Source organism: Gelidibacter sp., from assembly GCF_053579655.1.
Genome location: NZ_JBMDWE010000022.1, coordinates 45541 through 66867, shown reverse-complemented (window position 1 = coordinate 66867; position 21327 = coordinate 45541). Strand labels below are relative to the sequence as shown.

The window sequence follows — 21327 nt, the reverse complement described above, 5'->3', positions numbered from 1 at the left end:
TACATAAATTGTAAAAAAAATTGACATGAAAAAGATTGCATCCTTATTATTCGTATTCGCCCTTGTACTAACTGCTTGCACTGGCGACCAAGGCCCAATGGGACCTCCAGGTTTAGATGGCCTTGATGGACAAGACGGCGGCATCATCGCCTCGTCTGCCTTTGAAATTGAAGTCGATTTCAATGCTGCCAATCAATTTTCGCATACTGAAAAATATGGCTTTGAAGTTTTGAACACGGATGTGACGCTGGTGTATATTTCCTGGGAAACTACTGACGGCAAAGACGTTTGGCGTTTAATGCCTCAAAACGTCTATTTTGATGATGGCATTTTGGTTTATAATTTTGATTTCACACAAACGGATGTTCGTTTCTTTCTAGACGGCACTAAAAATCTAACAACCTTAGGTTCAGAATGGACACAAAAGCAAGTTTTCAGAGTGGTCGTCATCCCTGCGGATAATGTAGGTGTAGACGTTTCCAATCTGAAGGATGTCATGCAGGCCTATAACATTGAAAGTTTTGAGATGAAATAAGCTTAAAAAAGAAGTTTTTGTAGAAAAGGATGTTTTTAGCACACTCTTTTGTCAGTTAAATCGTATTTTAATAAAGGAAAAACGAACGTCAACTGACATTTTATTGTGAGGTAAAAACATCCTTTTTATTTATAGGACTCACTAAAAATGCTAAATCACATTGTCCTTCAAGGACTTAAAACTTAAGTCCCGGCTTTAATTTATAGAGCATTAAAAATCGAAGGCTATATTCGACCAATAGCACTTATTTACACCAACAATTGCCGCGTTTTCCTAAATATCTTCTATAACAAACAGTATCTTTGCCCGTTCACTTAAACGTTTGCGTCAATGGAGTGTATTTCTGTATTTGATATGTTAAAGATTGGAGTTGGGCCATCAAGCTCCCACACTTTAGGTCCGTGGCGCGCTGCCGAACGCTGGATCGCGGAATTAAAGGAAAGTAATAGATTTGAAAAGGTAGAACAAATCACTGTTGATCTATATGGCTCTCTTTCCTTGACAGGAAAAGGCCACGCTACCGATTACGCCGTGATATTAGGCTTAAGCGGTGCCGATCCTGAAACCGTTCCTATCGACAGTATTGAAACGACCATTGTTGAAGTCAAAAACACACATACCTTGCTTTTTAATAATGAAAGGCCTGTGGATTTTGATGTCAAGAAAAACATTGTTTTTAATAGAGAGTTTTTACCATTTCATGCTAACGGCATGAAATTTACCGCAACCATTGAAGGACGTGCATACAGTTCGACGTTTTATTCTATCGGTGGCGGATTTGTGGTCAAAGAAGAACGTAAGACATCAAAAAAGAAAGAGGAAATCTTTCATAACACTTTCCCCTATCCTATCCGATTAGGCACAGAATTACTGGCCTATTGCCATGAATTAAACTTGCCAATCTCCAGTGTAGTTTTAGAAAACGAGAAATCAATCCGAGATATGGATACCATCGACTTTGAGTTGAAACGGATCTGGGACACCATGTTGGAATGCATGTATATTGGCTGTCATACCGAAGGCAGTTTACCTGGCGGATTAAATGTGAGGCGCCGAGCGTTTGACATGCATAAAAGTTTGAAATGTGATTTGCCGTACAGCAATCCACAGGAATGGTTGCAAACCATCAGAAAAACGGAAGTCAAGTTTCGGGAAATCCTTAAATGGGTCAGCTGTTTTGCACTCAGTGTCAATGAAGTCAATGCGGCCTTAGGTCGTGTTGTGACAGCGCCGACCAATGGAAGTGCTGGTGTTATTCCCGCAGTTTTGATGTATTATATGGTCATCGAAAATCATGAGGCTGATTTTGAGCATATCAAGAAATTCCTATTGGTTTCTGGAGAAATTGGCAGTATTTTCAAGAAAAACGCGACTATTTCAGCCGCTATGGGCGGATGTCAGGCCGAAATTGGCGTGTCCTCTTCCATGGCAGCTGCTGCACTTTGTGAATTATTGGGAGGTTCAGCCGATCAGGTTTTAATTGCTGCTGAAATTGCGATGGAACATCATCTTGGATTAACCTGCGATCCTATTGCCGGTTTGGTTCAAATCCCATGTATTGAACGCAACGCCATGGGTGCCATCAAAGCCATAAATGCTGCAGAATTAGCCTTGAACACCGATCCAAAGAATGTGAAAGTACCCTTAGACAAAGTGGTGCAAACCATGTGGGAGACTGCAAAGGACATGAGTTCAAAATACAAAGAGACTTCTGAAGGTGGCTTGGCGGTTAGCGTCCAACTTTCAGATTGTTAATCTTAAATAATGAAAGACCAGAATGCCATGGAAATTTGAAGAGTCATTTCTTATTATTGAATTGTACACTATATTTCGACGGCAAATAAGGTTATTCCCAAATCCATTTCATGAGTTATTCTCCTTTTAAAATAGTACTTTATATTGTTATTACGCTTTTGGTATTGCTTGGAATAACTTTTTTTAGCACTTCAAAAAAGCGCGATAATGGTAGCACTCAAGAAGGTTTTTTTATAGGCGACCTCCATATTAAATACCCAACGTTTGACAGTTTTCTGCAAGAAAGTGGCTCTGACCGTTCGCATATTAAAAGTTTAGATAGTATTGTGAGCAATATCGAGAACTTGGTTAAAGATCTCGATGACGACAAGCCCGAAACGACACTAAAACCTAAAATTCCCGATTTCACAAAAATTGACACTTCCAAAGTGCAGCGTATCAGCTATCCTAATAACCGATTGGCCTTTATTGCCCAATTGCGCGAAAGTTTGGAAAGTGGTCGATGCCGCATCATACATTATGGCGATTCGCAACTGGAAGGCGATCGCATTTCAGCCTATCTTCGAAATCGTTTGCAAGGCATATATGGTGGTTCAGGTCCTGGCTTTATTCCTATTGTGCAGGTTTACCACCAAATTAGCGCCAATGTCACGCCTTCTGACAATTGGACCCGACATGCGTATTTTGATCCCACACAGGCCAAGTTTCCGCATAAAAAATATGGCGCGTATTCATCGCTATCTCGGTTTACAGAGGCTTATGAAACGGTGGACAGTCTGCTCCTCGATTCTTTGAAAATAAAAAAAGCAACGATCACTATTGGAGTTCCGACCAAATCCTACGGACTTTTAAAAACCTTCACTAAAATAGGTTTGCATTACGGCCATACCGTGGCACCGACCACTATCAAAGTTTATAATGACGATGTACTAATCAAATCAGAACACTTGATTGCGGATGGTTCTTATCACAAATTTCCTATCGATTTAGCAACAACGCCTTCCAATCTTAAAATTGAAATTGAAAGCAAAATAAGCCCCGATTTTTATGGACTTACCTTAGATGGGAATAGTGGCGTTTCCTTAGATAACGTCGCCATGAGAGGTTCTTCAGGCACCATTTTCGCTGGCACCAATAGTGGCAATTTTGAGAAAATGTATCAGCAATTACAACCCGAATTATTGATTTTTCAATATGGCGGTAACTCGGTTCCCTATCTTAAGGATTCCTTAGCGGTAAAAGAATATGCCAGTTATTTAAAAAACCACATCAATTGGGTCAAACGCAAAAGCAGTAATGCCAATGTCATTTTTATCGGCCCTTCAGACATGACGACGAATGAAAATGGCCAGATGAAAACCTATCCATTGTTACCTTATCTGAATAAAATATTGAAACAAACCTGTAAGGATAATGACATTGCTTTTTGGAGCATGTACGATGCGATGGGCGGAAAAAACTCAATGCAGCATTGGGTGGACCAAGGATTGGCCGCCAATGACTATACCCATTTTTCGCCCTCGGGCACCAAAATCATCTCCGAATTATTTTTTCTGGCGTTGTATTTGGATTTAAACACTAAGAAATGAAAAACAGCCTAACCCTACTTTTTTTACTAGTGACCTCCACTTTTTTTGGTCAGAAGTATCTTCTGGACAGCCTCCATCCAAAATTGGGACATCTGATTAATTTTGAAGCGAATACCTTTAAAATGGCAGAAAATTCGCCAACATTCCATCAGTTTTTTGCTAAATTAGATTCTGTTTATAGTGGCAAAAAACAAAAACTACATATTGTACATATTGGCGGCTCCCATATTCAGGCCGATATTTATTCCAATAAAATCAGAACTTATCTTCAAAATACCAATACCGTGTCTCAAGGACAACGCGGATTCGTATTTCCATATCAATTGGCGCATACTAACAATCCTTCCAATTATCGCATCGAAGGCACTAAATCAAAATGGCAAGGCTATCGCTCGTCAGTCAAAAAAGACAGTATTGCTTGGGGAATGGCAGGTGTGACAGCGGCTTTTAGAGCGCTATCAGACACGATTCAAATCAAATCAAATTATAAAAATTACACGAAGCAACCTTATGAATTCAACAAGCTGAGAGTTTTTTATAATACCTGGAAATCCGATTACGATCTGTCCATTATAAATCCTGAACTTGTGATTTCTGACACCTTAAATTTGGATAAAATGTATCGCGAATTTCGTCTAAATAAATTAGTGGAAGAGGTGGGTCTTTCGTTGATATTGAAAGATACGGCTACGGTAAATCGAGAGTTTGCCCTTATGGGCATGGAATTCATGAATGATAATGACGGCATTGAATACACCAGCATTGGCGTTAACGGTGGAAGTTTTGCCTTTTATAACCGTTCCGCATATTTTGAAAAACAATTGGAGCTTTACAAACCAGATCTGTTCATTATTTCCATTGGCACGAACGACGGGTATATGCCTAAAAGCCAATTTGACGCTGAAAAATTCCGAGCGTATTACGAAGCGTTTATTCGCATGATTCAACGGGTTAATCCTGATTGTGCCATTTTGTTAAATGTGCCTAATGATGATTATTACCAACGAAAAATTCCGAATCCAAATACCGCCACCCAACAAAAAGTGATTATGGAATTGAGCGAAAAATATAAAATGGCAGTTTGGGATCTTTATGAAATTATGGGAGGACTTGGATCCTCAAACAAATGGCATCAAAACAAATTGATGCCGCGTGATCGCATCCACTTTACGCAATTGGGATATCTCATGATTGCTGATTTGTTCATGGATGCATTTATTGATGCTTGGGCAAAATCCACTCATAGAAATAAGGAAGAATTGCTGAAGCACTATAGAGCATTGAATGAATAGGCTGTACGATATTTTTACGTTTTCGGAAGATTTTCCCCTGATTTTTACCCAAGTAAATTTCTGGATATTTTTTGCTGTGGCTTATTTTCTGTTTGCTCTTGTGTACAAGAAGATCACCCTTCGGAATTCTTATCTGTTCCTGATTTCACTGTTCTTTTATTATAAAACTAGCGGACTTTTTATCGGGATTCTTATTTTCAGTACGCTCGTCGATTTTTTCATAGGTCGAAGCATTCATAAAAGTGAAAAGGAAACCAAACGTTACGTTCTGGTTACCTTAAGTGTCGTGATCAATTTAACGGTGCTTTGTTATTTCAAATACGCTTATTTTTTCACAGACTCCTTCAATATGCTGTTTCACACCAACTTTGAAATCGTCAATTGGTTAGCGCAATGGGGCAATAGTTTTAATGATCAAAATTATTTTACGGTAGATAAAATCATTCTTCCTGTGGGTATTTCATTTTATACGTTTCAAACGATCAGTTATAGCGTTGATATTTTCAGAAGAAAATTAGTGCCCTTAAAGTCAATTCTCGATTTCGGATTTTATGTGAGTTTCTTTCCACAGTTGGTGGCAGGGCCAATTGTCAGGGCGGAAACGTTTGTCCCGCAAATCTCAAAACCAACGGTCATTACCAAGGCTGATTTCAATGCCGGAACTTTTATGATTTTGAAAGGACTGATCAAAAAAATGATTTTTGCCGATTTTATTGCGATGCACTTTTTAGATCGTGTATTTGATGCGCCCGAAATGTTTTCCGGCTTTGCGAATGTCATGGCCATGATTGGCTACTCGCTTCAAATTTATGGCGATTTTTCAGGCTACACCGATATTGCCATTGGCTTAGCTTTATTGATGGGTTTTAAATTGCCCATCAACTTTAATTCGCCTTACAAAGCCACGAATGCCGGCGATTTCTGGAAACGTTGGCACATCTCCCTTTCTACCTGGCTTCGGGATTATTTGTACATTCCTTTAGGTGGAAATCGCAAGGGCACTGTTGCTTCCTATATCATTTTGAGCATTATATTAGTAGGTTTCATGTATGCGTCTCAAGGGATGTTGGTCGTTTCTATCGTATTGGGTGGCGTGCTCCTGATTTATATCCTATCCATTTTTAATGACAAAGTAAAAAATCAAGTCAATACGAATATCAACCTCATGTTAACCATGTTAATTGGAGGTTTATGGCATGGTGCTTCGTGGAAATTTGCAATTTGGGGCGGACTGAATGGTTTGGGAATTGTGGTTTATAAATTCTGGCGCAAAATAAGTCCGTATGAACTCAATAATCAATGGTATGCGCGCTGGTGGAAAATTTTAGTGACCCTGACGTTTATCACTTTTACCCGCATTTATTTTAGAGGCGAAAGTATGGATCATATCGCGCGTTGGTACAGGCAGGTCGCTTATCATATGGATTGGCATTATGCTTGGGATATTTTAGTCCACTACCAATTGGTGTTTTGGGTCATGCTTTTAGGCTATATTACGCATTGGCTGCCACAAACGACTAAAGATAAAATAGAAGAAATCTATGCCAAAAGCCCAGGGTTTGCCAAAGTTATCATCGCGTCAATCGTTGGTGTGATATGTTTTCAAGCATTTTCGACCGATTTTCAGCCGTTCATTTATTTTCAATTTTAAAAAAGATTAGGCTAATTAATTTCACCTCGAAATTTGAAATGAAACATCTGGAATTGGCAGTTTATAACGGACTCTAAAAGGGATTTCCCTTCTAAATATTATATCATTTAAATAATCTCCTTATTTTTACAGGATTAAAATAAAAAACTATGTCAGTAGCAAAAAAAGACTATAAACGAATCACCGTAAAAACATTGGTGGACATGAAAGCCAATGGCGAAAAAATATCGATGCTTACGGCATATGATTATACCATGGCTAAAATTGTAGATGGTGCTGGTGTGGATGTCATTTTGGTTGGCGATTCTGCAAGTAATGTAATGGCAGGACATGAAACGACCTTACCAATTACGTTGGATCAGATGATATATCATGCTGCTGGTGTTGTGCGCGCTATTGAACGCTCGTTGGTAGTTGTGGATTTGCCTTTTGGAAGCTATCAAAGTGATCCCAAAGAAGCCTTACGCTCTGCGATCAGAATCATGAAAGAAAGCGGTGGACATGCGGTAAAACTAGAAGGTGGCAAAGAAATCAAGGAATCCATTAAGCGTATTCTTAATGCCGGTATTCCTGTGATGGGCCATTTAGGATTGACACCACAATCTATTTATAAATTTGGAACTTATACGGTAAGAGCTAAGGAAGATGAAGAAGCTGACAAACTCAAAGAGGATGCTTTAATGCTCGAAAGAATCGGTTGTTTTGCTATTGTGTTGGAAAAGATTCCTGCAAAATTAGCACAAGATGTGGCTGAAAGCGTTTCCATTCCTGTGATTGGTATTGGTGCTGGCAATGGTGTGGACGGACAAGTGCTTGTATTGCATGATATGTTAGGAATGACCCATGAGTTCAATCCGCGGTTTTTACGTCGCTACATGAACCTTTATGAAGATATGACCAACTCTATTTCACAATATGTGAAAGATGTGAAGTCGGAAGACTTTCCTAATGATGAGGAGCAGTATTAGTGGGTAGAGGGTAGTGTTTAGTTGGCAGTATTCAGTTGGCAGTAGAAAAAAAGTCCAATAAATAAGTATCAAATTCCAATAGGATAATCTGTACTCGACGCAAATCAGTGTAAATCATAAAAAATCAGCGTTATCTGCGTTCTATTGATTAGTGAAATTAGTGTCAAAAAATTAATCTGTGTCCAAGATACTTTCCAATAAAAACAATCTCCAAGTCATTTACGAAGACAATCACATTATTATTGTCAATAAACGTGCTGGCGATATCGTACAAGGAGACAAAACCGGAGATGAACCTTTGAGCGAGGTTGTTAAATCCTATATCAAGGACAAATACGACAAACCAGGGAACGTTTATCTTGGCGTTGTACATCGATTAGATCGCCCAACTACTGGGATTGTGATGTTCTCAAAAACAAGTAAGGCGCTTCCCCGACTCAACAAAATATTCGCTGATAAAGAAGCTAAAAAAATCTATTGGGCTTTAGTCAAACAAATGCCTCCCAAAACTGAGGACACGCTCACGCATTGGCTAAAAAAGAATCCGAAGAATAACAAATCGACGGCATATATCAAGGAAGTCAAGGATAGCAAAAAAGCTATTCTGCATTATAAAATTCTAAAAAAACTGGATAATTACTATTTACTCGAAGTTGAATTGGAAACTGGACGGCACCATCAAATCCGTTCGCAATTATCAAGTATTGGCTGCCCAATTAAAGGCGATTTAAAATATGGTTTTGACCGCAGTAATCCAGATGCAAGCATTAGTTTACACGCTCGTGGATTAACCTTTATACATCCGGTTTCAAATGAACAGATTCATCTTGAAGCGCCTTTGCCAGATGATCCGCTTTGGAAGGCGTGTTTGTAAAAGAGAATAAAGACCGCTTCGCTTTTAGAACAAAGAACCAAGACTTGTTTCGTGAATTAATGTTAAATTACCAGTCTGAAAAATATTTTGGTTAGTGTTTTTAATATAAATAGAATTAAGACCGCTTCGCTTTTAGAACAAAGAACCAAGACTTGTTTCGTGAATTATTGTTAAAATATTAGTCTGAAAAATATTTTGGTTAGTGTTTTTGATATAAAAAGAATTAAGATACTTCGACAAGCTCAGCAGCCGACGCTTCGCTTTTAGAACAAAGAACAGCGACTTGTTTTTGTAACTAAATCACTATAGATTAAAATGCCATACCAGCCCGACAAACGTTCTGGCGGGGGTTTTTAAAACGAACTAAAAGCCTGCTGCATTCGTGAAATTTATAGTGAAAAATTTGAGCCGGCATTCTCAGGGAACGAATAAGTTCGTGAAAATCTGTGAAATCCGTGTCAAAAATTCTAGAAGCTAAAGCGAGATGGATTAAAACACATGGTTTTAACTTAATTTGAGACCAATAAAAAAGATTTTGAGTTCAGAAAATCCTCCAAAATTTTGTTGGCTCATATTTCTAAAGTAAATCATTAGCTTTTAAAGAACGCTCAACAATTGGATAGGCAATAGTCAGTTGGACGCCTTCATCAGGTTGCGATACCAAACGATATGAAGATTCAGTCAGTTCTGCCCTACTTTTCATGTTCAACAAACCCGAACTATCTTTTTCATCATCAATTACAAATCCAACACCGTCATCACTGGCTTTAATAAGCAACTCATCTTGTTTGTAATGTAAAACAATCTTCAATTCAGTTGCGTTCGAATGTTTTACCGTATTTGAAATGAATTCCTGTAAAATCCGGAATAAAATGATGCCATCTTTTTTATTCCCGAATGGGATCGGATTACCTTCCACTGAAAATTCCGCAGCAATTAATTTCATACGATTAAGGCGTTCAATTTCAAACTTAATGGATTCTGAAAATCCTCGATTTTGAATAACATCCGTATTTAAGGCTTTTGACAAGGTCCGGACCTCAGCTAAACTGTCCTTAATTATTTTTTGCGTTTCTACGTAAGAATCTTTAATATCTTCAGATATTTTCACACTTAACATGCCCAACTGCATGCTCGCTAAAGATAATAACTGACCAATATTATCATGTAATTCTTGACCAATATATTTAAGGGTTTGCTCTTGAATTTCTTCACTTGTCTTAGCTACAGTGTCCTCAAATTCCTTTTGCTGTTTTAATTTATCTAACAAAAGCTTGTTCTTTCGCTTTTGGAAAACGATAAAAAAAACAATAATAAGTGCCGTTACAATTACCAAAACGGCAATCATATACAATAACAAATACCGTTGGGCATCAGTACTAATCAGTCGTTCTCCGGTTTGCACCATAGTAAAGCAAAGCTAAAAGATAAATACATGAAAACATTCGCAAAGAGAAAAATTTGCCATTTTAAGAAGACAAAATTCCAATCGGCCGTTGAAAAATAAATTTCATGAAAAATCATGGGTGTTATGATTAGCCACCAAATCAAGACTGTGGAGGCAATATAGAAATGGAGTGACTTGTAAAATGTCAAAATAATTTCACTGTTCAATATTTCATAAAAATAAAGACTGACGGCTAAAAAAACTGCAAATACTGAAAGAAATTGAATAAAAGGAACAAAGCCTTCAAAAAAGGACTTATGAAAGACGATCAAACCAATCAAACAGAATGGCACATATAAAAGTACAGCAAACTTCAAAATTATTTTCAATCGTGGTGTCTTAATAATTTTTCTGAAATATAAAAGATAAAAAATGGTTCCAACGATTATCCAAAAAAAAGTTAAGAACAAATAATTAGTATTGAATATGGTCCCTTTTAAAAAATACAAGAATCCATTCTCTTTAATAAACACGGTGTAATTTCCTGAAAAATCAATTAATACTGAATAAATTAGAAAAAAAATAAAGTATTTGGCAACAGTAGATTTATATTTCCTAAGACTAAACAAGCCTATAACTGCTGCCAATGCTTCACTTGAATAAATAATCAAAAAATAATTTTCTATTAAAAATTCATTCATCTTTTGGGAGTTGAGGATATTTGGCACCTGGTGGATGTCCCCAGATTTGACTCTGGAGGGATTCCCTTTTTTGATTTAATTCTACTGCGCGCACTTAAAAAATTAGACCTTTCAGCTATTAGCTGATTTTCTAAAACCTTGTTTTCACGTCCTCAATAGTACGACTTTAAATAACCAATTACATACAGAAAGAGATCACAAAATTTGAAATAATTTTTTCATGAAATAACATATAAAGGTTAATAATTTCCTGTCACTGAGGGTAATTTGCTCTAGGAGGGTTTCCGCTGCTACCCAAATCCATTCCTCCCGCTCCAGGAATATCCCCGCCACCTGACTGCATAGAGAAATTCAACATCGAGGCCTCTGCTTTATGAGATTTTCCTGTTGGAATAAAAAACATGGTGGTATATCCTGCTTCTCCGTTTTGATCGGGATGTGCACCCAAATAGATGCGCACACCATCCATCGTGTAACCTAATTTTTCGGCCTCTCTTTCAGCATAGTTTAGATAATTTCTTACTTGATCGAGTCCATACCAAGACGAACGGTTATCACCACCTTTTCGAGTAACTAAAGAATCACTGATTAACTTGTATCTCGGATTATAAGCCTGATCTAAGGCTTTGGCTTGGTCAGGAGTAATCAGACCTTTCGGAGCGCTGCTTATCACTTCTTCTTCATTAGATTGGCAACAATAAAAATACATGGCCAATGCGCCAAAAAGTATTCCTATAACAAGAATCATAAAATTTTTCATAATTGGTTGGTTTCTTCGGTTTGGAGGATGAAAATATAGAAAATTTACATATAAATGACTAAAAAATAGATAATTCCGCAAATGAGATGCTAAGTTCTAATTAAAAAAGTCTTGCATATTTCTCGCAGAGACGCGGAGGCGCAAAGCAGCTAAATTAAATTCCAAAATAAAAAGCACCAAATTCCAAAAAGTGATTCATATAAATAAGACCCAAAAAAATCAGTAAAAAACTTCCCAAATCAGCATCACTCGCCTGAACGGACGGGCTGGTTTGCGATTGAAAAAAATCAAAAAGAAAAAGCACCAAATTCCAACGATCAGTTTGAGTAAAACCTTTAAAAAAATCAGTGAAAATCCACCAAAATCAGCGTCATCTGCGTTCTAGTCCAAACAGATAGTCTCCTCTATATTTTAATCACGCGCCACGGTATTTAGCGCATAAATAGCAAAACTTCCCAACCAATGACCGCCTTCATAACTATCACCCACAATACTTGGTAAGGAATAATTAATATGTGCATTGGCAATATTTTTGAGATGTGCATATTCTGGTAAACCTTTAGAAATCTCATATAAACTCCATGCCCGTGAAAAATTGACCCCATCGAGATGCACTAATTTCCCATCGCTTCTATCACTTACTTTCCCTGGTTCCAAAGTGAAGTTCTTGTCTCTTAACTGTGGGAGAAAATCTGACAACCACGTTTTAAATTCTTCTTTAGGAAGGACACGCTTCATCAAAGCCGCTTCTTCAAAACAAGGCGACAAAAAATCAAAGCCGCTGGGTTCCCATGTCAACGGGCAATTCGCATCATTCAAATAAAAGTCTTTCGAACGTTGTGTGATTAAAGATCCTAACGTTTCATTTCCTACAATTTTGGCGTAATCATAAGCAAATGACAACCCGAAGGCCGTATTTGAATGTTCGCCCACACGTATTGGATAATTGAGCTTTGGCAAAAACTCGAGGTATTTGGTAACAATCAAATCAGTTAAAGGTTGCAAGTTGGCTTCAAGTTCCCTTGCCAATGGCGTATCCCACGGATGTAATTCCTCAGCAAGTTTCAATAACCACGCCCAACCGTAAGTGCGCTCATAGCTCGTATTGTGTTTGTCATAAAAATAACTGACTTCGTCCATGATGTTTTCTTTAGATAGGTTTTGCAAGAGCATCTGTGTTATCTCATTTTTCTTATCCAACTCTGGAAACTGTTTCAACAAACTGACCAAACTCCAATGCCCATGAACAGACGAATGCCAGTCAAAACAGCCATAAAATGCAGGATGAAGGGTTTTTGGTTCTTTTAGATCTGCACTACTACCAATGGTTTGGCCAAGTTTGTTAGGATATTCGGTTTGGATGCAATTCATCGGCAATTCTGCTAATCGATTGGCTTCTTCCAGATGTAATGTTGGTGCTGGGATTTGTTCGATCTTTTGGGTTGGTGGGGTGGTATCTTTTTTTTCTTCGGAAGAAGAGTTGCAGGTAAAAAGTAGTAATAGGAATGGGATTGTGTAAAGGAGTGATTTCATTGTGATTATTTGTGTGTGTGACTGAGTTGTGTTTTAGTATGTTTATTGTTTTGGGATTGCATTTGGTACATGAGGTTCCTGCCGAAGTTTATCTTGAGCAAAGTCGAAAGGCAAGAAATTTATCTACCCCAACCACCCTTCGCGATCCAGACTTCGATATTGAATGGCTTCACTGATATGTGAGCCGTTTAAATCAGCCACACCTTCTAAGTCAGCGATGGTTCGTGATACTTTTAAAATACGATCGTACGCTCTGGCAGACAGATTTAACCGTTCCATGGCCGTTTTCAGCAATTGCAAGGAAGCGGCGTCCAACTTACAATGTTCGCGAATTTGCTTGCTATTCATTTGAGCGTTATAATTGACACTGTTACTTTCCTCAAAACGTTTGGTTTGTCGCTCCCTTGCCAAGGTCACACGCGCTCTAATATCTATGGACGCTTCGCCTTTGCGTTCGTCGGAAAGTTTCTCAAAAGGCACCGGCGTTACTTCAATATGAATATCAATTCGGTCCAAAAGCGGCCCTGAGATTTTACTTAAATAGCGTTGCATTTCTGCAGGCGATGACGTTACGGGTGCATTTGGATCATTGAAATAACCACCCGGACTCGGATTCATACTCGCCACTAACATAAATGACGACGGATAGGTTACCGTAAATTTAGCGCGTGAAATCGTCACTTCCCGATCTTCCAAAGGTTGGCGCATGACTTCTAAAACGTCACGTTTAAACTCTGGCAGTTCGTCCAAAAAAAGTACGCCATTGTGTGACAAGGAAATTTCTCCAGGTTGTGGATAACTGCCGCCGCCGACAAGGGCAACATTCGATATTGTGTGATGGGGGCTTCTAAAAGGGCGCTGCGACATCAATCCAGTATTGTCTTTAACTCGGCCAGCCACGGAATGAATCTTGGTAGTTTCCAAAGCTTCTCGCATGGTCATGGGCGGTAAGATACTTGGCAGACGCTTGGCCAACATCGTTTTTCCTGCTCCTGGAGGTCCAATCAAAATAATATTATGTCCACCAGCAGCGGCGATTTCCATGCAACGTTTGATGGATTCCTGCCCTTTGACATCTGAAAAATCGAATTCTGGAAAATCTAAATTTTTATAAAACTCTTCTTGAACATTAATTATAGTCCGCTCAATCGGTATGTTTTTATCAAAAAAATCAATAACCTCTTTGATATTCTCTACACCATACACTTCCAAACCAGCAACGATCGCGGCTTCTTTCGCATTTTGCATGGGGAGGATAAAACCTTTATAGCCTTCTTCTTGAGCCTTAATTGCTATTGGAAGAGAACCTTTAATGGGTTGTAAATTCCCATCTAAAGACAACTCGCCCATAATCAAATACTCCTCTAAATTTTCAGCTTGAATTTGTTCAGTGGCGGCTAAAATACCAATAGCCAACGTCAGGTCATAACTGGAACCTTCTTTGCGTAAATCGGCAGGCGACATGTTAATGATGATCTTTTTGCCAGGGATTTTATAGCCGTTATTTTGAAGTGCTGCTGCAATTCGGAAGTTACTTTCCTTGATGGCATTGTCAGGAAGTCCAACCAGATGATACCCAACGCCATTATCGCAATTGACTTCTACCGTAATTGTTGTTGCCTCAACACCAAATACAGCACTTCCAAAAACTTTTTTGAGCATAGTCGATTGATTTTGATAAATGTAGGTAGAATGATTTGAACTTCAAAGTGGAAAATCAGCATCTAATAAATAAGTGATGACAGCGATTTTACAACCTTTAACTTCCACTGGTCAGATAATCAGATGCTAAAACACTGAAAAACGATAATTCTGCGCACTCGAAATTCATGTCTAATTCCTTAAAACCGCATAACGTATTCATTTATGGGAATACTCAAAAATTTCCCTGATGGATATCAAAAAATCATATCTTAGTCGCATCAACCCAACTATATGAACAACATTAAACGCATCGGTTTCCTCTTAGGACCTCTATCATTTATCCTGATTTTATTGTTTTTTAAGCCTGAAGGATTATCTCCAGAAGCCAGAGCTATATTGGCATCCACAGCTTGGATAGCCCTTTGGTGGATTACCGAAGCGATTCCGATTGCAGTTAATGCCTTATTGTCGATTGTGCTTTTTCCATTATCTGGCGGATTGGATCTGGGTACGACCACCGAATCTTTCGGACATAAATACATTTTTTTATATATGGGCGGATTTATCATCGCCATCGCGATCGAGAAATGGAACCTTCATAAGCGGATTGCGCTCAATATCATCAATGTAATTGGCTCTGACATCAAGAAAATAATTCTCGGGTTTATGGTGGCCACGGCATTTTTGAGCATGTGGATTTCCAACACAGCTACAGCTGTGATGATGTTGCCCATCGGTATCGCCATTATCACACAACTCAAGGATAATCCGAATACCATTGAAAACGAAACGCGTTTGTTTGGAAAAGCGCTCATGCTCGCCATTGCGTATAGTGCTTCTATTGGCGGGATTGCAACCTTGATTGGGACGCCTCCCAACTTAGTTTTGGCAGGTGTAGTCTTAAATACCTACGGATATGAAATTACCTTTTTACAATGGTTTATGTTTGGATTTCCCATCTCTGTACTATTGCTTTTAATCTGCTGGAAATATTTGACCACATATGCCTTCAAATTTGAACAGAAAGAATTCCCTGGAGGCAAAACTGAAATCAAGCGCTTATTAAAAACCTTAGGAAAAATCACTTATGAAGAAAAAATGGTGGCTATTGTTTTTGGCACCACCGCATTCTTTTGGATTACGCGTTCGCTTCTTTTTGATAAATTAATTCCGAAATTGGATGATACGATTATTGCCATCATTTTCGCCATTGTATTGTTTCTTATTCCTTCTAAAAACAAAAAACACAAACTGATGGCTTGGGAAGATGCTGTGAAATTACCTTGGGGTATTATTTTACTTTTCGGTGGTGGGATGGCCATTGCCAGCGGATTTGAAACGAGCGGCTTAGCAGTTTGGTTGGGGAATCAAATGACGACTTTTTCAGGTCTATCGACTTTTCTTCTTATTTTAATGCTCATTACAGCGGTCAACTTTTTAACCGAAATCACTTCCAATTTGGCCACTACGGCGATGTTATTACCTGTATTGGCGCCGATGGCTATGACCGTCGATATCCATCCGTTTATTTTGATGGTCGCGGCTGCGGTTGCTGCGTCTTGCGCATTTATGTTACCGGTGGCAACGCCTCCTAATGCGGTTGTTTTTGGCTCTGGTTACCTGAGGATTCCGGATATGGTCAGCAAAGGGTTTATGATGAATATTATATCGATTATTGTTTTGACTTTGTTTGTATATTTCGTCTTGCCTATCCTTTGGGATTTGATACTAGAAGGGTTTCCGGAAGATTTTAAAAGTTGATTTTTTTTGACACTAATTTCACTAATTAACACAAACGACTCCATTTCAATAGAACGCTGACCTGCCCGTCCGTTCAGGCGGGTGACGCTGATTTTTGCTGATGTTCACTACACGTTATTACACAGAGTTACACGGAGATTTCACAGAGTCTCACGGAGAATTTTGAATATGCTGGTACTCCTACCAATCCCTAACACCTCATTCCTAATGCCTTTTTTCTTTGTGTCTCCCCGCCTCCGCGAGAAATTTTAATTCTTATTAATTTCCTTCACAAACTCCAAAGCGCGTTTCTCATTATAATAAACCCCGCCGCGCTGAATAAAGCCGACATGACCTCCATATTGTGGCATTTCTAAATACAGATTGGGATTGTTTTTTGCGTCTTTTACAGGAAAGCATTCTGGGGTTAAAAACGAATCGTTCAAGGCGTTGATGATAAGGCTTGGCACTTTCACATGAGGCAGAAACTGAAGACAACTGCTTTTTCTATAATAATCTAAGGCATTTTTGAATCCGTGGGCTCTTGAGGTATAGACTTCATCAAAATCGTGCAGCGTTTTGATGGTCTTAATTTCTTCTAGAGATAATTTATCGGGAAACTTAGCCTGTTTTACTTTCAGACTTTCTATCAAACTATCTCTAAATCGGTCATGAAAAGGTTTATTCAAAAAACTGTGCAATTGTTTCGAAGAATGTTCCAAACTACAAGGCACGGAGACTGCGATACATCCTTTAACTTCAGATGGCAGATCATCGCGTTCGCCCAAATATTTTAATGCCATATTTCCACCTAAACTGATACCTTTCAGATAAACTTCAGTATAATTTTTATCCTTGATCGCGTGCATCACAATGGTATGCAAATCGTCCGTTGCGCCAGAATGGTAGGCATAATACTTTCGGTTGGGTTCGCCGCTATTTCCCCTGAAATTGACACTAAGCGCATCAATCCCATTTTGATTGAAGAGTTTTGCTGCACCTGTGAGATAAGGTCGTTGGGCATGACCTTCCAATCCGCTGAGTAAAATAATAACCTTATCGGATTTTTGATCCGCGTAACTCCAATCTAAATCGATAAAATCGCCATCTGCCAATTCCATCCGTTCCCGCGATTGTTTTATTTGGACTTTTCGGATCAATCCGGAATATACGGTGGCGACAAATGCTTTTCTGAAATAGAAAGGTGGTTTAAATGTGGAATCGATAATGGGCATTAGGTTGTATGTTGTTTAGATGTTTGTTATTAAGTTGGATGCATTCCGCAGAGTTTCCCTGAGGAATTACAGAGATTCACGGAGTTTTTTATTCGACTGCAACGCTGGTAAACTTGAAGTCCTTTCCATTGAATAAACCTTTATCGCTGAGTTTTAATGCTGGGATTACTAAAAGTGCCATAAAAGATAAAGTCATATACGGTGTTTTCAAAGTACTTCCCAACTGTTTTGCCATCTCGTCTAACGCAGCATATTGTTTTCCTATGGTTTCACCATCTTGATCGCTCATGATTCCTGCAACTGGTAAGGGCAAAATCTGTACTTCAGAATCAGAAACGGCACAAATTCCGCCTTTGTTTTCAATCAGCAAATTCACGGCTTTACAAATGGCATCATCTGAAACGCCGACCGCAATAATATTATGTGAGTCGTGACCTACAGAACTCGCAATCGCACCGGTTTTTAATCCGAAGTTCTTAATAAACGCCATAGAAGGCGGCTGATCTTGATAACGATTAACCACGGCCATTTTTAAAATATCCTTTTCTAAGTTTGACACGAGATTGCCATCTTCAATCAAACTATCAGCTATCATTTCATTGGTAACCAATTGACCTTCCAAGGCTTCAATCACACGGATTTTTTTGGAGGCAGATTCAAATTTAAAATCGCCTATTTCCTTTTTAGAGGTATTGAAATTATTGAGATTTTTAAAAGCTATTTTCTCAATGAGAGAAGTTCCGTTATCATATACTAATTGGCCGTCAATATAGGTTTGCAAGGTTTTAAATGTTTTTAAATCATCCACAACAATCATATCAGCTGCATCTCCTACATTTAAAGTACCTACATCCAAACCATAATGTTTTATAGGATTGAGGCAAGCCACTTGAAGAATTTTAAAAATATCCATGTCTTTTGCAACAGCTCTCGCACACAGTTTATTGATATGATGCAATAGTAAATCATCAGGATGTTTGTCATCGCTACAAAACATCATGTTCTCATAATGTTCGGGCAGTAAATCGATCAAGGATTCAAAATTTTTGGCGGCACTTCCTTCTCTAATCAGGATTTTCATGCCTTTTTGTAGTTTTTCCAAACCTTCTTCATAGGTAAAACACTCGTGATCGGTGGTAATTCCTGCGCTAATATATTTTGTTATGTCATCCCCTAAAACTCCGGGTGCATGACCATCTACAGGTTTATTATGATGTTTTGCCCAAGCGATTTTTTTCATCACTTCAGCATCGTTAAAAAGCACTCCTGGATAATTCATCATTTCAGCCAAATACTTAATGTCCGGATTTTCGAGTAGTTTTTTGACGCCTTCAGCATCTATAATAGCGCCCGCCGATTCAAAATCAGTCGCCGGCACACATGAAGGCGCACCGAAATTGAATTTAAACGGGACTTTTTTGCCATTGGCAATCATAAATTCGACACCTTCAACACCCAGAACATTTGCTATTTCATGCGGATCAGACACTGTCGCCACGGTACCATGTTTTACTGCTAAAGGCGCAAATTCACTGGGCACCAACATGGAGCTTTCAATATGGATGTGTGCATCTATAAAACCTGGGAGAATATAGTGATCAATATTGTGATGCATCGCTTCAATGCGCTCTATTTTCCCATTTTGAATAGTGACTTCGCCTCTAAAAATTCGTTTGTTATGGATATCGACTATTTGACCTTGCAACTTCATTTATCGTAATTCTATTTTTAAAATATTGGTGGTGTTTTCTGTGACTTTAAAACGGTCATCAGCTCGTTTTCCGATGACCCAAACGACCTCTTCTCCAGAAAAAAGAATCCAAATATGCTCCTTTTCAATTAAAGACAGTTTTTCATCTTTAAAATATTTGCTCAACTTTTTCTTGCCGTTCATTCCCAACGGATAGAAGACATCGCCTTCCTGCCATTTCCGAAGGGTTAAAGGATATTTCACTTGATCAGCATCGGCATAAATAGTATTCTTTGAGGTTTCTGAGATCGCATCAACTTGGTCGAAAAACAAATGACCAACTAACGTTTTAACTTCTCGATCTTCTATTAAGATTGAAATGGGATTTTCTTGAGATGCTGAATCAATTTCGCTCAGCAACAAAAAATCGCGATCTTTTAGCAATCGATGGGTTGAAGAAAACACTTGTTTTCCGGATTGGGCATCCAATAAATGAACCACATCATGCCACGCCGTAAAATTAAAATCCTTTAATAATTGGTAGAGATAGGCTTTGGGATTGGAGAGCTTTTTTATTTTTTTAATGTTCAGTTTTATCTGATTATCGGCCACTTCAACAACTTTTTTCTGCACTTCAAGAACGGCATCTTCAATAAGATCCTGACTGTCTTGCAAATTGGAAATAGTGGTTTTAAAATTTTGAAGCAGCTGCGGATTCATCTGTTTTAAAATCGGAATAATATCATGGCGTAATTTATTCCTCAGATATTTTGTTGACGCATTGCTGCTGTCTTCTCGCCATTTCATATGTTCAGAAATGGCATATTTCTCAAGCGTTTCTCTTGAAAACGGCAATAAAGGCCGTACGATTTTGTCCGATACTTCAGGAATTCCTGTTAAACCTTCCAATCCGGTGCCTCGCGTTAAATTGATCAGGAAAGTTTCAAGATTATCATCGACATGATGTGCGGTTAGGATATAATCAAAATTTAGCTGTTCTGCCAATTCAGAAAACCAATTATAACGCAGTTCACGAGCAGCCATTTGAATTGAAATGCCTTCTTCTTCGGCATAAACTTCTGTTTCAAAACTTTCTATAAAAATCTCCAGTTCTAAATCTTCTGACAACGCTAACACAAATTCTTCATCGGCATCACTTTCTGCACCTCTTAAATTAAAATTACAATGTGCAAAAGACACTTTTAAATCTAATTTATGGCATAAATGTGCTAACACCACACTGTCCAATCCACCAGAAATCGCCAAGAGCAATCGGCTATCTTTAAGAAAATCTAAATCTGCGTCGAGATGTTGTCGAAAAGCCTGTAACATTAGTTGAATTTTAAATTGTCGATCATTTTATGAAGACTTTCTTTTTGAAGATCATCATTATATGAAATGACCATAGCAATGGCAAATCCGTTATCAAAAGCTACAAAAAACTCTTGCGTGATGTCATAATCTGGACTAAAAACTTCCATGCTGGCAAATTCTTTACCGCCAATAGTTATAGAGTTGGGCTTCTCTTTGTAAACAAAATTCAACGGCCCTGAGTCCAGCATACTTTTAGTTTCATTAATATAATCTTTCGGCGTCTTTATCTGCGGTAAACTTTTAAGATTTTCCGCATTGATAATCAATGAAGGATTAAACTCAGAAACCGTCCCCTTTGGAAACTTAAATATGGCAAACAACTCCGCAAAATTAACTTCGGATGCTTTCGAAGTTGCTTTCAAATTTTCATTATCCCCATTCACAAACTCTCGAACTTGTTCAGTCATTTCGGTCATTTGTTCTCTTGATTTAGGGCTCCAATCTTTGTTATAGGACAATTCTAAATTGAAAAACTTATTGCTGTAGACGCCGTTCTCAATTGTACCATAATCAAAGTTTTCTGGGATTTTATTTTCTTCCTTACAAGACGATAATAGCAAAACAACACACAGACTTAGGATAATTGTTTTCATAGTTTT

General features: G+C 38.3%; 16 protein-coding genes. 8 read left to right on the top strand and 8 right to left on the bottom strand.

Annotation, left to right across the window (positions count from 1 at the left end):
- Positions 1 to 25 precede the first annotated feature (25 nt).
- From ACOH2D_RS12175 to ACOH2D_RS12145, 7 genes are all read left to right on the top strand, one after another.
- Positions 26 to 535 carry a hypothetical protein gene (locus ACOH2D_RS12175; protein WP_348037388.1) on the top strand — a complete coding sequence of 170 codons (510 nt, stop codon included), beginning with the start codon at positions 26 to 28 and terminating at the stop codon, positions 533 to 535.
- A gap of 330 nt (positions 536 to 865) precedes the next feature.
- Entirely contained in the window at positions 866 to 2290 is a 1425-nt protein-coding gene (locus ACOH2D_RS12170) for an L-serine ammonia-lyase (protein WP_348037386.1), read from the top strand.
- 110 nt (positions 2291 to 2400) lie between these two features.
- Positions 2401 to 3879: an SGNH/GDSL hydrolase family protein gene (locus ACOH2D_RS12165; protein WP_449535398.1), complete on the top strand. Its 1479-nt coding sequence runs from the start codon at positions 2401 to 2403 to the stop codon at positions 3877 to 3879.
- The gene (locus tag ACOH2D_RS12160) at positions 3876 to 5171 is read left to right on the top strand and encodes a DUF459 domain-containing protein (RefSeq protein ID WP_348037332.1); all 1296 of its coding nucleotides are present in this window, start codon (positions 3876 to 3878) and stop codon (positions 5169 to 5171) included. Before ACOH2D_RS12165 ends, ACOH2D_RS12160 begins: the two co-directional genes overlap by 4 nt.
- A complete protein-coding gene (locus ACOH2D_RS12155; RefSeq protein WP_348037334.1) occupies positions 5164 to 6822 on the top strand; it encodes an MBOAT family O-acyltransferase in 1659 nt (552 codons plus the stop codon). The genes ACOH2D_RS12160 and ACOH2D_RS12155 overlap by 8 nt, the downstream gene beginning before the upstream one ends.
- A 149-nt stretch (positions 6823 to 6971) precedes the next feature.
- Positions 6972 to 7790, top strand: a complete 819-nt coding sequence (gene panB, locus ACOH2D_RS12150) for a 3-methyl-2-oxobutanoate hydroxymethyltransferase (RefSeq protein ID WP_449535397.1) — start codon at positions 6972 to 6974, stop codon at positions 7788 to 7790.
- A 178-nt stretch (positions 7791 to 7968) separates the two neighbouring features.
- On the top strand, positions 7969 to 8664 hold the full coding sequence (locus ACOH2D_RS12145) for an RluA family pseudouridine synthase (protein ID WP_348035035.1): 696 nt from the start codon (positions 7969 to 7971) through the stop codon (positions 8662 to 8664).
- Positions 8665 to 9241: 577 nt separating this feature from the next.
- Here the strand turns inward: ACOH2D_RS12145 and ACOH2D_RS12140 are convergent.
- The 4 genes from ACOH2D_RS12140 to ACOH2D_RS12125 form a co-directional block, all read right to left on the bottom strand.
- Positions 9242 to 10072, bottom strand: coding sequence for a sensor histidine kinase (locus tag ACOH2D_RS12140; RefSeq protein WP_348035036.1), 831 nt, complete (start codon positions 10070 to 10072; stop codon positions 9242 to 9244).
- 933 nt (positions 10073 to 11005) lie between these two features.
- A complete protein-coding gene (locus ACOH2D_RS12135) occupies positions 11006 to 11512 on the bottom strand; it encodes a hypothetical protein (protein ID WP_449535396.1) in 507 nt (168 codons plus the stop codon).
- Between the two features lie 411 nt (positions 11513 to 11923).
- Positions 11924 to 13045: a DUF2891 domain-containing protein gene (locus tag ACOH2D_RS12130; protein WP_449535395.1), complete on the bottom strand. Its 1122-nt coding sequence runs from the start codon at positions 13043 to 13045 to the stop codon at positions 11924 to 11926.
- Between the two features lie 123 nt (positions 13046 to 13168).
- Positions 13169 to 14707 carry a YifB family Mg chelatase-like AAA ATPase gene (locus ACOH2D_RS12125; RefSeq protein WP_449535394.1) on the bottom strand — a complete coding sequence of 513 codons (1539 nt, stop codon included), beginning with the start codon at positions 14705 to 14707 and terminating at the stop codon, positions 13169 to 13171.
- 273 nt (positions 14708 to 14980) lie between these two features.
- On the opposite strand from ACOH2D_RS12125, the gene ACOH2D_RS12120 reads away from it, so the two are divergent.
- Entirely contained in the window at positions 14981 to 16450 is a 1470-nt protein-coding gene (locus tag ACOH2D_RS12120) for an SLC13 family permease (protein WP_449535393.1), read from the top strand.
- A gap of 248 nt (positions 16451 to 16698) precedes the next feature.
- Here ACOH2D_RS12120 and ACOH2D_RS12115 read toward each other — a convergent pair whose 3' ends face one another.
- The 4 genes from ACOH2D_RS12115 to ACOH2D_RS12100 form a co-directional block, all read right to left on the bottom strand.
- The gene (locus ACOH2D_RS12115) at positions 16699 to 17664 is read right to left on the bottom strand and encodes a YheT family hydrolase (protein ID WP_348036704.1); all 966 of its coding nucleotides are present in this window, start codon (positions 17662 to 17664) and stop codon (positions 16699 to 16701) included.
- An 88-nt stretch (positions 17665 to 17752) separates the two neighbouring features.
- Entirely contained in the window at positions 17753 to 19375 is a 1623-nt protein-coding gene (ade, locus tag ACOH2D_RS12110) for an adenine deaminase (protein WP_449535392.1), read from the bottom strand.
- The gene (gene tilS, locus ACOH2D_RS12105; protein WP_449535391.1) at positions 19376 to 20686 is read right to left on the bottom strand and encodes a tRNA lysidine(34) synthetase TilS; all 1311 of its coding nucleotides are present in this window, start codon (positions 20684 to 20686) and stop codon (positions 19376 to 19378) included. It abuts the gene before it with no gap.
- Positions 20686 to 21321, bottom strand: coding sequence for a hypothetical protein (locus ACOH2D_RS12100; RefSeq protein ID WP_348036698.1), 636 nt, complete (start codon positions 21319 to 21321; stop codon positions 20686 to 20688). Before ACOH2D_RS12100 ends, tilS begins: the two co-directional genes overlap by 1 nt.
- Positions 21322 to 21327 lie beyond the last annotated feature (6 nt).